The organism is Blautia sp. MSJ-9 (genome assembly GCF_018919065.1).
In the GTDB taxonomy this organism is placed as follows: domain Bacteria; phylum Bacillota; class Clostridia; order Lachnospirales; family Lachnospiraceae; genus Blautia_A.
Map to the genome: position 1 here is coordinate 1 of NZ_JAHLQG010000019.1, position 17,191 is coordinate 17,191.

The 17,191-nt window shown below is 42.0% G+C and carries 9 protein-coding genes and 2 pseudogenes; 2 read left to right on the forward strand and 9 right to left on the reverse strand.

The features are described from left to right. Positions 1 to 355: 355 nt before the first annotated feature. The 8 genes and pseudogenes from KQI87_RS05355 to purF form a co-directional block, all read right to left on the reverse strand. A complete protein-coding gene (locus KQI87_RS05355) occupies positions 356 to 1,201 on the reverse strand; it encodes a MerR family transcriptional regulator (protein WP_216459216.1) in 846 nt (281 codons plus the stop codon). A 93-nt stretch (positions 1,202 to 1,294) separates the two neighbouring features. After that, the gene (locus KQI87_RS05360; RefSeq protein WP_330655699.1) at positions 1,295 to 1,474 is read right to left on the reverse strand and encodes a TnpV protein; all 180 of its coding nucleotides are present in this window, start codon (positions 1,472 to 1,474) and stop codon (positions 1,295 to 1,297) included. Between the two features lie 53 nt (positions 1,475 to 1,527). Then, a pseudogene (locus KQI87_RS05365) lies at positions 1,528 to 1,692 on the reverse strand (site-specific integrase); the annotation flags it as partial. A 155-nt stretch (positions 1,693 to 1,847) separates the two neighbouring features. After that, the gene (locus KQI87_RS05370; protein ID WP_216459217.1) at positions 1,848 to 3,332 is read right to left on the reverse strand and encodes a glutamate synthase subunit beta; all 1,485 of its coding nucleotides are present in this window, start codon (positions 3,330 to 3,332) and stop codon (positions 1,848 to 1,850) included. Positions 3,333 to 3,436: 104 nt separating this feature from the next. Next, positions 3,437 to 7,990 (reverse strand): glutamate synthase large subunit, encoded by a 4,554-nt coding sequence (gene gltB / locus KQI87_RS05375; RefSeq protein ID WP_216459218.1) that lies wholly within the window; start codon positions 7,988 to 7,990, stop codon positions 3,437 to 3,439. A gap of 149 nt (positions 7,991 to 8,139) precedes the next feature. Continuing rightward, the gene (locus KQI87_RS05380) at positions 8,140 to 9,747 is read right to left on the reverse strand and encodes a CTP synthase (protein WP_216459219.1); all 1,608 of its coding nucleotides are present in this window, start codon (positions 9,745 to 9,747) and stop codon (positions 8,140 to 8,142) included. A 525-nt stretch (positions 9,748 to 10,272) separates the two neighbouring features. Further along, on the reverse strand, positions 10,273 to 10,500 hold the full coding sequence (locus KQI87_RS05385; protein WP_216459220.1) for an HPr family phosphocarrier protein: 228 nt from the start codon (positions 10,498 to 10,500) through the stop codon (positions 10,273 to 10,275). A 269-nt stretch (positions 10,501 to 10,769) separates the two neighbouring features. Next, positions 10,770 to 12,191, reverse strand: coding sequence for an amidophosphoribosyltransferase (gene purF, locus KQI87_RS05390; RefSeq protein ID WP_216459221.1), 1,422 nt, complete (start codon positions 12,189 to 12,191; stop codon positions 10,770 to 10,772). A gap of 415 nt (positions 12,192 to 12,606) precedes the next feature. On the opposite strand from purF, the gene KQI87_RS05395 reads away from it, so the two are divergent. Both KQI87_RS05395 and KQI87_RS05400 read left to right on the forward strand, forming a co-directional pair. Continuing rightward, entirely contained in the window at positions 12,607 to 14,706 is a 2,100-nt protein-coding gene (locus KQI87_RS05395; protein ID WP_216459222.1) for a glutamine synthetase III family protein, read from the forward strand. Positions 14,707 to 15,006: 300 nt separating this feature from the next. Beyond that, the gene (locus tag KQI87_RS05400; protein WP_216459223.1) at positions 15,007 to 16,719 is read left to right on the forward strand and encodes an ammonium transporter; all 1,713 of its coding nucleotides are present in this window, start codon (positions 15,007 to 15,009) and stop codon (positions 16,717 to 16,719) included. 151 nt (positions 16,720 to 16,870) lie between these two features. Here the strand turns inward: KQI87_RS05400 and KQI87_RS05405 are convergent. Then, positions 16,871 to 17,191: pseudogene (locus tag KQI87_RS05405) on the reverse strand (glycogen synthase); the annotation flags it as partial.

The following is a 17,191-nucleotide window of genomic DNA, read 5'->3' on the forward strand; positions in this document are numbered from 1 at the left end:
ATGCCGTATAAAAGCATTATATACTAAAAAAATTAAGTTGTGTATCTCCGAAAATAGAATTTAATCCCGCATAAAATCAAGGTATGTTAGAATGTAGAATTTACTTTTTCATTCAAGCTTAATATCCTTGGTGAAAGAAGATTTTCATATATTGTCAACTCATTAAAAAAACTTGGTTGATCCATTGCATAGGCAACCGGCATATCAAGATAATCAACCTTGTTCATTTTTTCTCCGTCTATAGAAATTACTCCCGTATAATTTTTGTCATAATTCGAAAGTATATTCAAATGTATAGTTTAAGTTCGAAAAACGACTGTTTCACCATATTTTTTAATTAAATTTGAAATTTGAATCATAAAATTTCTTTTCCTCTCAAATCCATTTTTGTCAATCCGACTACTAACAATCCCATAAAGACTGCCGTGTTCACAAATAAAAGTACAACAACACTTTTTACCACCCCGAAAGTAAAAAGTATTGAGAAAATTTCTACTGACAATACAATAAAACACATATAATTTGTCAAATACTCTGTTATAATTTCTCCATAAAAATTGTTCATCTGTAATTTGGCATAGATAAAAGGTTTTAATAAATAACGGATTGTAACACAGATAACCGGACAAATAAAAATCCAATTTTTATTCACCAAAGATGTTGCCACACCTTTACTCCATTGTACCGGAATTTCTGTCGGCAGCTTAGAATAAGACAATGCCCCAATAATCAAGCATAGTACGGTAATCGTTATCCAAGTAAGCATACTTCCCCATATATACAAAAAGCTAACTGAATCCAGTTTGAAAACAGTTTGATTATCTTTCCAATAATCCTGCAACTCTGTTACATATTGTTCTACCTGTAATTTTTCATAACTAATACTTTCTTCACCCAACATTTTTTCGCACATGAGTTTTGCCTTATTCAAATCAGTAATCTGACTATTTAATATTTCATTCTGCCTCTCAAGCGTTTCCTGCAATGTTACTTTTCCAGATATGATGCTTCGTATATCCTCAATAGAAATTCCTAATGTACGCAGATATGCAATCTTCTTTATATTTTCCACATCATTTTCTGAATAATCTCTATAACCATTACTTTCGTTTCTTGAAGGCTCAATGAGTTTTTCCTTTTCATAAAAACGAACATTAGAACGGGATAAACCTGTTCGTTCTTCTACGTCTTTTATTTTCATGTTATGCACTCCTTTCAAACAACTCTATTTTATCTTAAGAATAAGCTATAAACAAGGTTTACAGTCAAGCATTTATCCAAAATCTCTTCTCTTTTAATTATAAATCAATTCAGCATTCACAACCTCTCTTGCTCTACTCCAAATATTATTCATTTCTCCTACCCAAGCCACCTGATCAGTTGCTTTAAGTTGTTCGGTAATACCTTCACTCTCTGCCATCTGCTCTACAATCCTTTCAAAGCGTTTCTGTGCCTGTTCTTCTATATCAGCCAAATAATCATTCAACCTTCCACTTGTAAGCAGATTCAGATATACACCTCTACGATATTCTTTGTGACCGTAAAGATTCGGTCTTTCTTCTTCAATCCGTAAAGCATCTGCAAATATTCCTGCATTTCTTCACAGAGGAACTTCGGCATTTTGATCATACGATTACTTTTCTTTGTTTTCGGTGTGGTAATCACATCTTCGCCGTGTAATCGCTGATAGGACTACGCTGGGTTTACTAAGTATTTTTGTTTATTTAAACTAAACTACAATTATTGTAATACCCGAAACACCCGAAAATCACTTCAAAAAAAAGGTGCCACTGCCTGACGTCCTTTTCCGTCAGGCAATAGCACCTTTGTCATATTTTATCTTATTTTTACAGATAGGAATATCCCATCAGTGATTCATCTACCGCTTTCGCAGCTTCTCTTCCCTCGCGGATCGCCCATACTACCAGGGACTGGCCTCTGTGCATGTCGCCGGCTGTAAAGACTCTGTCTACGGATGTCTGATACTGTTCCGGTTTGGTATCTACGTTTGTTCTGCCGTTGATGGCTACTTTGAATGCGTCTGTTACATATTTCTCGCTGCCAAGGAATCCGGCTGCGATAAGAACTACGTCTACAGGAATGACTTCTTCTGTTCCTTCTACAGGTACCATCATCATACGTCCTGTCTTCGGATCTTTTTCACTCTTTAATTTCGTGAGTTTGGCCTGGCAGACATTTCCGTTTTTATCTTTGATAAATTCTGTAACAGTAGTCTGGTATACCCGTGGATCGTGTCCGAATACAGCGATAGCTTCTTCCTGGCCATAGTCTGTTTTGAGGACTCTGGGCCACTGCGGCCATGGATTGGAAGGTGTACGTTCTACCGGCGGCTTCGGCATCATCTCTAACTGGATCACAGATTTGGCACCCAGGCGGATGGAAGTTCCCACACAGTCATTTCCTGTATCACCACCACCGATGACCAGAACATTTTTACCTTTTGCAAGTTCATATGGAACTTTGGCAAAGTCAGAATCCAACAGCGCTTTTGTTACCTGTCCCAGGAAATCTACTGCGAAATAGATTCCTTTTGCATCCCTTCCCGGAACTTTGATGTCTCGTGGATTGGATGCTCCGCAGGCAAGGATGACGCGGTCGAACTGTTTCAGAAGTTCTTCTGCCTTGATGTCCTTTCCTACGTTTACATTTGTAACGAATTTCACTCCCTCTTCTTCCATAAGATGGATTCTTCTGTCAACAACAGCTTTGTCCAGCTTCATGTTGGGGATACCGTAGCGGAGAAGTCCGCCTACACGGTCTTTTCTTTCAAATACAGTTACACTGTGGCCTCGTCTGTTTAACTGCTGGGCTGCTGCCAGTCCGGAGGGACCGCTTCCAATGACTGCAATAGATTTGCCTGTACGTACTTCCGGAATCTGCGGAGTTACCCATCCGTTCTCATAGGCTGTCTCAATAATCGCACGTTCGTTTTCCTTTGTGGACACCGGTTCTCCGTTTATATTACAGGTGCAGGCTGCTTCGCAGAGTGCAGGGCAGACACGTGAAGTAAATTCCGGGAAGCTGTGTGTCTTGCTCAGTCTTAAGAATGCCTGTTTCCAGTTGCCTGTATAAACCAGATCATTTGTCTCAGGTACAAGGTTGTGCAGAGGGCAGCCGGATGCCATACCGCCGATCATCATACCTGACTGGCAGAACGGGACGCCGCATGCCATGCAGCGTGCGCCCTGAAGTTTCTGTTTTTCTTTATTTAAAGGGGTCCTGAATTCTTTAAAATTTGCAATGCGGACCTTTGGCGGCAGAACCTTTGCCGTCTCTCTTTTATACTCTAAAAATCCCGTAGGTTTTCCCATGATTTCCTCCTTTTCGCCGCACGGACTGCGGCAATAATGGTATAGCCATGTCATTTTTATTTCATGACAACATTGATAAGCTCACACGATATATTCAATTATTATCAATGCTTGGCGCCAATACTTTCGTAGAACGCTTCCATCTGTGCCTGCTGACTGTTCAAACCTTTTTCTTCCAGTTTTGCACTTAAAGTAATCATCTTCTTGTACTCATTTGGAATGAGTTTCTTAAAGTGCGGCAGATAATAATCAAAGTCAGCCAGAACTTTCGCACCGAGTTTGGAACCTGTTGCTTCTACATGAGCTTCAATCAGGTCGCGAAGTTCTTTTCTGTCATATTTATTTTCCACTTTTTCGATGGAAATCATAGCTTTGTTCAGGTTCTTGTAAAGAACATTATCCACATCCAGTACATATGCGATACCGCCGCTCATACCTGCTGCAAAGTTCTTGCCAGTCTTACCAAGTACGACTACGCGGCCACCTGTCATATATTCACAGCCGTGTTCTCCTACGCCTTCTACAACTGCAGATGCGCCGGAGTTACGAACTGCGAAACGCTCGCCTGCAACACCATTGATAAATGCAGTACCACTGGTTGCACCGTAGAGGGCAACATTACCTACGATAATATTCTCTTCTGCTTTGTATGCAGCTTTTTCCGGAACCTTCAGGATCAGTTTACCACCGGAAAGTCCTTTTCCGAAGTAATCATTGCTGTCACCGGTCAGTTCCAGTGTAAGTCCTTTGGGGATAAATGCACCGAAGCTCTGTCCGCCGGCACCGTTGCAGTATACAGTGATGGTGTCATCTGCAAGTCCGTTTTTATTCTTTCTGGTAATCTCTGCACCAAGGATGGTTCCGAATGTACGGTCAATGTTTGTCAGGTTTACAGAAAGCTCTGTTTTCTGACCTTTATTGATTGCATTTGCACATTTTTTAACCAGAACCTTTTCATCTATGGTCTTTTCCAGTTCGAAGTTATATACGGCTTTCGGGTCAAAAGTAACTTTCTGGTCTTTGCCTGCGAACGGATTGTTCAGGATTGCACTTAAGTCTACTTTGCCCTGATGTGGTTCCTGTACGTTGTCTGTCTGAACAAGGAGATCTGTACGGCCTACCATTTCACTGACTGTACGGAATCCGAGCTTGGACATGTATTCTCTTAATTCCTGTGCGATAAAGCGCATGAAATTCTCTACATATTCCGGTTTACCTTTGAATCTCTTACGAAGTTCAGGGTTCTGTGTTGCCACACCAACCGGGCAGGTATCCAGGTTACATACACGCATCATAACGCATCCCATGGTTACAAGCGGAGCTGTTGCAAAACCAAATTCCTCGGCACCCATTAATGCTGCGATTGCAACGTCACGACCACTCATAAGCTTACCGTCTGTCTCAATGCGGACACGGTTTCTCAGACCATTCTTGAGCAGTGTCTGATGTGTTTCTGCAAGTCCAAGTTCCCATGGAAGTCCTGCATTGTGGATAGAACTTCTCGGAGCTGCACCTGTACCTCCGTCATAACCAGAGATCAGAATAGTTTGTGCACCGGCTTTTGCAACACCTGCTGCAACTGTACCGACACCTGCTTCAGATACCAGTTTGACAGAAATATCTGCATATTTATTTGCATTCTTAAGATCATAGATTAACTGTGCCAGGTCCTCGATAGAATAGATATCGTGGTGCGGTGGCGGGGAGATCAGGCTGACACCTGGTGTGGAATGACGTGTCTTGGCAATCCATGGATATACCTTCTTTGCAGGAAGATGTCCACCTTCACCAGGTTTTGCACCCTGTGCCATCTTGATCTGGATCTCTCTTGCAGATACAAGATAACGGCTGGTTACACCGAAACGTCCGCTGGCAACCTGTTTGATCGCGGAGCATCTGTCATCGCTGCTTCCTGCAGAATCCAGTCTTTCATCACTTTCACCGCCCTCACCTGTATTGGATTTTCCATGGAGGTGATTCATGGCGATTGCCAGTGTCTCATGTGCTTCCTGTGAAATGGAACCATAGGACATGGCACCTGTCTTAAATCGTTTTACGATATCATCTACACTCTCTACTTCTTCAAGCGGAACCGGTGTCTCGGCAAACTTAAAGTCCAGAAGACCTCTTAAGTTTCCGTGATTTTCTTTATCTACCAGATCTGTGTACTGTTTGAACAGATCGTAGCTTCCTGTCCATGTGGACTGTTGCAGAAGATGGATAGTCTGAGGATTGTAACGATGTTCCTCTCCCTGGCTTCTCATCTTGTGTGCGCCTACGCTGTCCAGAGTCAGGTCTGTAGGAAGTCCTAATGGGTCAAATGCTTCTGAGTGAAGCTTCTCTACATTCTCTTCAATATCATCCAGAGTGATTCCGCCTACACGGCTGACTGTACCAGTAAAGTATTTCTCGATCACATCTGAGGAAATACCGATTGCCTCAAAAATCTGAGATCCCTGATAAGACTGGATGGTGGAAATACCCATCTTGGAAGCAATCTTTACAATACCGCTGATCACTGCATGATTGTAGTCATCTACTGCTGCATAATAGTCTTTCTCCAACATATGACTGTCAATCAGTTCATGAATGGTCTCAAGGGCAAGGTACGGGTTGATTGCACTTGCGCCATAGCCAAGTAAGGTTGCAAAGTGATGTACTTCTCTTGGCTCTCCGGATTCCAGGATAATTGCAAGGGAGGTACTCTTTTTCGTCTTTACCAGATGCTGATGAACTGCGGATACTGCCAGAAGTGACGGAATCGGCATATGGTTTTCATCTACTCCTCTGTCTGAAAGAACAAGGATGTTTGCACCCTCACGGAATGCTTTATCTACTTCTACGAAAAGACGGTCAATGGCTCTCTCAAGTTTCGTACTCTTATAATATAAGGTAGAAACAACCGCTGTCTTGAAGCCTTCATGTTTAAAGCTCTTAATCTTCATCATGTCTGTATTTGTCAGAATCGGATTATTGATTTTTAATACCTGACAGTTCTCAGGTTTCTGCTCCAGAAGGTTTCCGTCTTTACCAACATAAACACTTGTGCTTGTAACGATTTCCTCACGGATTGCATCGATCGGAGGGTTAGTAACCTGTGCAAAAAGCTGTTTGAAATAGTCAAATAATGGTCTGTTCTGTTTGGAAAATACTGCCAACGGAGTATCTACACCCATAGCGCCGATGCTCTCTGCACCATTTAACGCCATGTTTCTGATGGAAGTACGATACTGCTCATAAGTATAACCGAATGCTTTCTGCAGACGCGCTCTCTGCTCAGGTGTATATTCTTCCGGTCTTTCGTTAGGAATCTTGATGTCTTTTAACTGTACCAGATGACTATCCAGCCATTCACCGTATGGCTGCATTTTTGCATATCCCTCTTTCAGTTCATTGTCATCGATTACTTTTCCCTTTACAGTATCTACAAGAAGCATTTTTCCAGGATGAAGACGCTCTTTTAATACAATCTTCTCTTCCGGAATCGGCAGAACACCCACTTCTGAGGAAAGGATCATGTAACCATCGGAGGTAATATAATATCTGGATGGACGGAGACCGTTTCTGTCAAGGACAGCTCCCATCACATCACCGTCCGAGAAGAGGATAGATGCAGGTCCGTCCCATGGCTCCATCATAGTTGCATAGTACTGGTAGAAATCACGCTTTGCCTGTGAAATGGTATCGTTGTTTGCCCATGGTTCAGGAATTGTGATCATCACTGCCAGCGGAAGTTCCATACCACTCATTACCAGAAATTCCAGTGTATTGTCAAGCATTGCAGAGTCGGAACCATTTCTGTTTACAACAGGGAGCACTTTATGAAGCTGTCCCTCCAGATATGGAGATTCCATGTTTTCTTCTCTTGCAAGCATCTTATCTGCGTTGCCGCGGATGGTGTTGATCTCACCGTTGTGTACCATAAAACGGTTAGGATGTGCCCTCTCCCAGCTTGGATTTGTGTTGGTACTGAAACGGGAATGTACCATGGCAATCGCAGATTCATAATCCGGGTTCTGAAGGTCTTCGAAGAAAGTACGAAGCTGTCCAACCAGGAACATACCTTTGTAAACGATGGTACGGCTGCTCATGGAAACTACGTAAGTGTTATCATTACTCTGCTCAAACTCACGTCTTGCAATGTAGAGCATACGGTCAAATGGAAGACCTTTTTCCACATCTTCCGGCTTTTTGATAAATGCCTGCATAATACATGGCATACATTCTCTTGCCTTGTGTCCAAGCACTTCCGGGAATACCGGGACCTGACGCCATCCAAGAAGTTCCAGGCCTTCTTTCTCAAGAATGATCTCAAACATCTTCTTTGCCTGTGCGCGTTTGATCTCGTGCTGCGGGAAGAAAAACTGTGCGATGCCATATTCTCTCTCATCGCCAATCTCAAATCCCTCTTTCTTACAGGCTTTCTTGAAAAATTTATGGGAAATCTGGAGAAGAATACCTACACCGTCACCGGTTTTGCCTTCTGCATCCTTACCTGCACGGTGTTCCAGATGTTCTACAATCTTTAATGCATTTGCAACAGTATCGTGGGTTTTCTTGCCTTTGATATTGACAACTGCTCCGATACCACAGTTGTCATGCTCAAATTCAGACCGGTACAGACCTTGCTGTTGCTGCTGTTCTCTCACTTCTTTCATAATCTCCTCATCCTTTCTATTTTTTCTGCTGTTCTTCACTTATTAGTAGCAAGTACGCTCCAGCGTACTTGCTGCAAGCTGCGCGTCATGCTTTGCATGACATTTACCTCTGCGCAGTTCTGCAATCCGCCGGAGGCTTTCAAAAGTAATTAATTATTTTTGAAATCTACAGCCGCCTGAATAAATCCTCTGAATAAAGGATGTGCATGATTCGGGCGGGATTTGAATTCCGGATGGGCCTGAGTTCCTACATAGAACGGATGCCCTGCAATCTCGATCATCTCTACAATATGGTTATCAGGGGAAGTTCCTACGATATTCATTCCCTTCTCCTGGAGTTCTTTACGGAATGCATTGTTTACTTCATAACGATGTCTGTGGCGCTCATGGATTTCTTTTTTGCCAAAGAGTTCATAGGATTTGGAACCTTCTGCAAGAATACATGGATAACTTCCAAGTCTTAAGGTTCCACCGATATCTTCGATATCTTCCTGATCCGGCATTAATGCAATTACCGGGTGTTTAGTTTCCGGATTCAGTTCAATACTGTTTGCATCTTCATATCCAAGTACATGGCGGGCAAATTCTACGATTGCCATCTGCATTCCCAGGCAGATACCAAGATATGGTATCTTATGTACTCTTGCATACTGTGCTGCCAGAATCATTCCTTCTGTACCTCTGTTTCCGAAACCACCCGGAACCAGGATACCATCTACATTGTGAAGCTGCTGATCCAGATTTTTCTCTGTCAGTTCTTCGGAATCAATCCAGTCAAGCTCTACTTTGGCTCTGCAGGAAATTCCGCCATGTTTCAGTGCCTCTACTACACTGAGATATGCATCATGAAGCTGTGTATATTTTCCTACGATTGCGATTTTAACTGTTTTGTTCGGATTTCTCAGACTTTCTACCATTTCCTCCCAGTCACTTAAATCCGGTTTTCTGTTTTCCAGACGGAGACTTGAAAGAACTACATCTGCAAGCTTCTCTCTTTCCATTGCAAGAGGAGCTTCATATAAATATTCCACATCCAGGTTCTGAAGTACATGTGATACAGGTACGTTGCAGAATAAAGCGATTTTTTCTTTAATGTCCTCTGTCAGCTCATGTTCACTTCTGCACACCAGTACATCCGGCTGGATTCCCATTCCCTGAAGTTCCTTTACGCTTGCCTGGGTCGGTTTGGTTTTCAGTTCTTCAGATGCTTTTAAATAAGGAATTAATGTTACGTGGATCAGGATTGCATTGTCATGTCCCACATTGAGCTGGAACTGACGGATTGCTTCCAGGAACGGCTGACTTTCAATATCACCGACTGTTCCTCCCACCTCGATAATGGCAATCTTGTTTTCCTCCGGTGATTTGGCGCGGTAGAAACGGCTCTTAATCTCATTTGTAATATGAGGAATTACCTGTACGGTACCCCCGCCGAAATCCCCGTGACGTTCTTTCTGAAGAACAGACCAGTAAACCTTACCGGTTGTCACATTGGAATTTTTATCAAGACTCTCATCAATGAATCTCTCATAATGTCCCAGATCCAGGTCTGTCTCTGTACCATCGTCTGTTACAAAAACTTCTCCGTGCTGAATCGGGTTCATGGTTCCGGGGTCGATATTGATATAAGGATCAAACTTCTGCATGGTTACCTGATATCCTCTAGCTTTTAAAAGACGCCCCAGAGATGCAGCTGTGATTCCCTTTCCAAGACCGGAAACAACTCCTCCTGTAACAAATACGTATTTCACTGCCATTTTGATTTCCTCCTCCATCATCCTTTGTTAATAAAAAAGCGTCAGATGCAGCTATCAGAGGGCACTTGACCCATCTGGTATTCTGCATCTGACGCCTTTGTCAGATCATCATATCTTCTATAATAATATGTTCAATTGGCTTTCTTTAAAAATATGCTATACTATAAAACATTTTTTTTCGTTTGTCAATAATGAATTTCCCGTTTTTTAAGCAAAAACAAATCAAAGGTTACTGTTCACACACCACTATCCCGCGAGGTGTTTTGGCATGAATATGCCAAAATCCCGAGACATACAAGCCAAAATTCCATTGTCGCAGGCAATCTGGAATGAATTTTGGCTACGTTACTGTGAACGGAGTGAACAGTAACAATCAAATAAGTTCCTTCTGATAAACTATGAAGCAGTTATATTTTATGGAATTACTCTGAACACAGTTATAATACAGAAAAAACGAATCTGTAAAAATTCATCTTCCAGACCCGTCTTCTCTGCAATAATTATTCGGTTATAAAAATGCAAAATTTATGCAACTGCAAATTTCTTCAATGTACGATTAAATTCCTGGCTCTCCCCGTGGCAGTCTACTGTCAGTTCTCTGGTCAGATCCAGACTAAGTACACCAAGGATTGATTTGGCATCAATTAAAAATCTGTTGTAATAAACATCAATATCAAAATCACATCTGCTTGCAGCATTCACAAATTCCTGCACCTCTTCAGTTGCATTTAACTTGATTTTACTCTGTGACATCGTGATCACCCTTTCTGAAAACATTCTTTGTTTTTTTCTATCAGACGCCCATATTATGTTCCACATTTCAGAATTTGTCAAGTTTTTAAATTTATCCAATTTTCATAAAACGCAGGGGTTTTATTGTATAATTTGTTTGTTTTATATATTTTTTACGGCATTGTTTTATGCACTATATATAGTTCCGCCCTATATTGGTTTTACCATTATGTGAGATTGATTCCATATATCATCGACAGGTTTCTGCATTTTTTATGAATTTTTGCGGCTTAACACTTCACAATATCTGCAAACTCCGCATTTGTATAATCCGGAATCTCCATCGGATAATTTCCATCGAAGCATGCCTTACATAAGGGCAGGCCGCCCGCCATTCCTTCCAGATAATCTGTCTGCATGTAGCCAAGAGAATCTGCTCCGATCATTTTACAGATTTCCTCTGTGCTGTGGCTGGCTGCAATGAGCTGGTCATTTGACGGCACATCAGTTCCGAAATAGCATGGATGTAAAAATGGTGGTGAACTGATACGTACGTGTACTTCCTTTGCTCCCGCCTCTTTTAACATGTGGATCAGGTTTGCAATGGTTGTTCCACGAACAATGGAATCATCCACCAGAACAATCCTCTTATCTTTTACAACAGATTCCAGCACACTCAGTTTCAGATGAACACTGGACTCACGTTCCTCCTGAGTCGGTTTGATAAATGTTCTTCCAATATAGCTGTTTTTATAGAACGCAAATGCAAACGGGATTCCTGATGCTTCGGAATATCCTTTTGCAGCAGGAAGTCCGGACTCCGGTACACCAGTTACAAGATCTGCCTCTACAGGATAAGACTTGGCAAGAGATTTACCGCCGCGGATTCTGGCATCATAGACCTTCACCCCATCAATGGTACTGTCAAGTCTTGCAAAATATATATACTCAAACACACAATGCGCACGTTTTGCAGCAGCAGACGCAAGCTCTTTATTGGACTTCAGTCCGTCTTTTGTGATCGTAAGAATCTCACCCGGCTCAATGTCACGGATAAATTCCGCACTTACAGATGTCAGTGCACAGCTCTCAGAAGCAACAACATAAGCATTTCCTCTTTTGCCGAGACATAATGGTTTCAGTCCATATGGATCGCGGACTGCGATCAGCTTTCTCGGGCTCATAACTACCAGACCATAAGCACCTTTGATCTTCTTTGCAGTCTTTAGCACTGCCTCTTCTACTGTTTTAGAATGTACACGTTCTCTTGCGATATGGAACGCAATAACCTCTGAATCTGTAGTTGTATGGAAAATCGCTCCATTCTGGATCAGTTCCCATTTCAGTTCCGGCGTATTAACCAGATTTCCGTTATGTGCAAGTGCAAGAGTTCCCTTTACATAAGATAAAACAAGGGGCTGTGCATTCTCTGCAACAGAAGCTCCTGTTGTGGAATATCTTACATGACCAATACCAATATCTCCCTCATATTTACGGACAACATCCTGTCTGAGAACTTCACTTACAAGTCCCAGATCCTTATGAAACTTCACATTTCCACGCTCTCCCTTAGTATCAGAAACTGCAAGTCCGCAGGATTCCTGTCCTCTGTGCTGCAGGGAAGTCAGTCCATAATATATGGACGGAACTACATTGCCGCCATCCAGATCATAAATCCCAAAGACGCCGCACTCTTCTTTTATTCCAGCCATCTGATTTCCTCCGATCGTATTCTCTTGTCTGACTTTAGTTTTACTTTCAAAACCCGCTGACATTGTTTTCTTATGTTTGGCGGGTTCCAAAATCAAATTATAATAATAGAAACAAATTTGTCAACCTATCCTTTTTTTGCCATATCTCAAAAATTTTTTCTGAATTTTTTCAAAAAAAGTGCTTGACATCTGTTTTCATTTCGTTTATAGTACAGCACATAAAGCAAAGGCGCTTTGGAAAGATCTACAGAGATCTCATCCAGAGCGCCTTTTTCGTTTTATAAACTTTCGTTTCATAGAAAATGTTCGATGAGGAATTTTCTATGAGACGAAAACCGCAGGCAGTCACAGAGGTGATTTGCAGCGGCACTACACATATTCAGAAAATATTGCAAACCGAAAGGAGAGTACCTATATGGCACAGAATATCCCTGAACTGTATGGCAGCCTGGTCTTCAACGACAAAGTAATGAGAAGTAAACTGCCAAAAGACATGTACAAAGCATTAAAGAAAACAATCGAGAGCGGTACACACCTTGAACTTGATGTTGCCAACTCCGTTGCTGTTGCAATGAAAGAATGGGCTACCGAGAACGGCGCTACTCATTATACTCACTGGTTCCAGCCAATGACAAACGTAACTGCCGAGAAACATGACAGCTTCATTTCTCCTACAGGAGATGGTCAGGTGATCATGGATTTCTCCGGTAAAGAACTTGTAAAAGGTGAGCCGGATGCTTCCAGTTTCCCGTCAGGCGGTCTTCGTGCCACATTCGAGGCAAGAGGATATACAGCCTGGGATCCGACATCACCGGCATTCATCAAAGACGGAACTCTTTACATTCCTACAGCATTCTGCTCCTACAGCGGAGAAGCTCTTGATAAAAAGACTCCTCTCCTTCGTTCCATGCAGACACTTGATAAAGAAGCTACAAACCTTCTCCATATAATAGGAAATAAAGATGTCAAACACGTAAATACAACTGTAGGTCCTGAACAGGAATACTTCCTGGTAGACAAGGAATTATACAAACAGAGAAAAGACCTTGTATTCTGCGGACGTACACTGATTGGCGCTCCTGCTCCTAAGGGCCAGGAAATGGAAGATCATTACTTCGGTGCTCTGAAACCACGTGTTGCAGCTTATATGCATGACCTGGATGTAGAACTCTGGAAACTTGGTATTCCTGCCAAAACAAAACATAACGAAGTTGCTCCTGCACAGCACGAGCTGGCTCCTGTATTCGATACAACAAACGTTGCAGTTGACCACAACCAGTTAACAATGGAAGTAATGAAGAAAGTTGCCGACAAGCATGGACTTGTATGCCTCCTTCATGAGAAACCATTTGAGGGAATCAACGGAAGTGGTAAACACAACAACTGGTCTATGATTACAGATACCGGTGTAAATATCCTTGATCCGGGAAAAACACCTGCTGAAAATACACAGTTCCTGATTTTCCTGACAGCTGTTATCAAAGCAGTTGATGAATACGCAGATGTACTTCGTATTTCTGTAGCAAGTGCAGGAAATGATCACCGTCTTGGTGCAAACGAGGCTCCGCCTGCTGTTGTATCCGTATTCCTGGGCGATGAACTGACAGAAGTATTAAAATCTATCGAAAATGACGAATATTTTGCAGGAAGCCGCGCAGTCCAGATGGATATCGGTGCAAAAGTACTTCCACATTTCGTAAAAGACAATACAGACAGAAACCGTACTTCACCATTCGCATTTACAGGAAACAAATTCGAATTCCGTATGCTTGGTTCCGAAGCTTCTGTTGCAAACCCGAACATTATCTTAAACACTGCTGTTGCTGAGTGCGTTCACCAGTTTGCAGAACAGTTAAAAGATGTACCGGAAGACAAGATGGAGGATGCAATCCACGAACTGATCAAGAAGACAATTATTGATCATAAACGTGTTATCTTTAACGGAAACGGTTATACAGACGAATGGATTGAAGAAGCTACGAAACGTGGTCTCTTTAACCTGAAATCTACACCGGATGCTCTTCCTCAGTGGATCGCAGATAAGAATATTGAACTCTTTACCAAATATCATATCTTCACAAAAGAAGAAATTGAATCTCGTTATGAGATCTGGCTGGAATCCTATTCCAAGATCCTTAACATTGAGTCCAATACTATGGTTGAAATGGTACAGAAGAATTTCCTTCCATCTGTATTCGCATATATCGACAAAGTTGCAGCTACTGCTGTTGCTAAAAAATCAGTTGTTTCAGATGTCAGCACAGCTTCTGAAGGAAAACTGATCAAAGAGCTGTCACAGCTTGCTGATGAGATTTCCACAGGTCTTGAGACTTTAAAAGCAGACACTGCCAAAGCGCTTGCTACAGAAGATCCTCTGGCTAATGCAAAAGCATACCAGACAGTTGTTCTTTCTGATATGGATGAACTCAGAAAGTCTGTAGACGCAGCAGAAACTCTGATTCCGGATGCACTGCTTCCATATCCTACATATGACAAGCTTCTGTTTTCCGTTTAACTAACAGGTAATAACAGGGGAATATCTTTATGAACTCTACTTCATAATTCATTATCGATTTCCTCATCCATTAATCACACGATATTTTGATGTTCCCCTGTTTTACATATAATTGATTTTAAGGTGCATTGCATACAGTCACACAAAATGTCTTTCTATCACATCAGTTATGCAATATACTATAAAATAAATATGGATTTTATATTCGCAAAAGCGCGATGAACTGGCTACATTTCCAGGCATCGCGCTTTTTGCATTTTATAAAATATGAGGAAATTTTTATGAGGGAGGAATATTATTATGGAATTTTCCGCAGTAAACACAATATGGGTGCTGGTCGGCGCCGCGCTGGTCTTCTTTATGCAGGCCGGATTTGCAATGGTAGAAACAGGCTTCACACGAGCCAAAAACGCAGGTAACATTATTATGAAAAACCTGATGGACTTCTGTATCGGAACCCCGATCTTCTGGCTGGTCGGCTTCGGTCTGATGTTTGGTGCAGGTAATGGATTTATCGGAAAGATCGGTGGTATTGCCACAGAAGCACACTATGGTTCAGGAATGCTTCCTGACGGAGTTCCTTTCTGGGCATTCTTAATCTTCCAGACAGTATTCTGTGCAACATCCGCAACAATTGTTTCCGGTGCAATGGCAGAACGTACCAAGTTCCTTTCCTATTGCATCTACAGCCTTATGATCAGTCTTGTTGTATATCCGGTATCCGGACACTGGATCTGGGGCGGTGGATTTATCAGCCAGATGGGATTTCATGATTTCGCAGGTTCCTGTGCAGTACATATGGTAGGTGGTGTGGCAGCTCTGATTGGTGCTATCATCCTTGGACCTCGTATCGGTAAATATACAAAAGACGGCAAATCAAAAGCTATCCCGGGACACAACCTTACAGTTGGTGCTTTAGGTGTATTTATCCTCTGGTTCTGCTGGTTCGGATTTAACGGTGCTTCCACAGTCAGCATGGAAGGCGATGCAATTGTAAGCGCAGGTAAAATCTTCGTTACTACTAACCTTGCAGCAGCTGTTGCAACTGTAACTGTTATGATCATCACATGGGTACGTTACAAAAAACCGGATGTTTCCATGTCTCTGAATGGTTCTCTTGCAGGACTTGTAGCAATTACAGCAGGATGTGACACAGTTTCACCTACATCCGCAGCAATCATCGGTATTGCTTCCGGTTTCATCGTAGTATTTGGTATTGAATTTATTGACAAGGTTCTGAAAATCGATGACCCTGTTGGTGCTGTCGGTGTTCATGGTTTAAACGGTGCATTCGGTACTCTTGCAGTTGGTCTTTTCTCCGACGGTTCAGGCACAGACTGGAAAGGACTTCTTACAGGCGGCGGTTTCCACGGATTTGGTGTTCAGTTCACAGGTATGATCATCACAATCGCATGGGTTGTTGTTACTATGACAATTATCTTCCAGGTAATCAAACATACAATTGGACTTCGTGTTTCAGTTGAAGAAGAGATCGCAGGTCTTGACTCCAAAGAACATGGTCTTGCAAGTGCTTATGACGGTTTCGCAATGGCAGGTGTTCCGACTCCTATGGGAACTTCCGTAAAAGCTCCTGTTATTACAGCCAGACCTTCCGCTCCTGCTGAATCAGTTCCTGAACTTCCGAAAGAAGGCGTTCATAAGCTTACAAAAGTTGTTATCATCACCCGTCAGAATAAGCTTGATGAATTTATGCAGGCAATGAACGAGATCGGTGTTACAGGCATCACTATTACGAATGTTCTCGGATGCGGTGTACAGAAAGGTGCTCCATCCTACTATCGTGGTGTTGAGATGGAGATGAATCTTCTTCCTAAGATCAAGATTGAAATCGTTGTCAGCCTCGTACCTGTACAGAAAGTTATTGAAACTGCCAAAGCAGTCCTTCATACAGGCCAGATCGGTGATGGTAAAGTATTTGTATATGATATTGAAAATGTTGTTAAAATCCGTACAGGCGAAGAAGGTTATCTTGCACTGCAGGACACAAAGTAAATTATTTATAAACAATAAAGTACTATTTATAAAAGACATCAGCGAATTTATGCTGATGTCTTTTATTTTTAACGATGGAAAAAAGTCATTCTTAATTTGTACTTTTTCTTGACATAGGATCATCTTGCGTAAAGCATTTTTCAAACACACTCTAATCTCTTGTTGTTAATCCTACATACATATCTTTATACTGTTTTGCACTCTTTTCCCAGGAAACATCTTTATTCATATCGCGGATTACCATATCATCCCAGGATTTCCTGTTCTCGAAATAGAGAGTCTTTGCTCTGTTGATCGCATCGTAAAGCAGCCCGCTTTCATATCTGTCAAATGTAAAACCGTTTCCTGTATTTTCAAACATATTATAAGGCTGAACCGTATCTTTGAGTCCTCCGGTCTCTCTTACAATCGGAACTGCACCATATCTCATGGCTATAAGCTGTGTAAGTCCACATGGTTCAAATCTTGATGG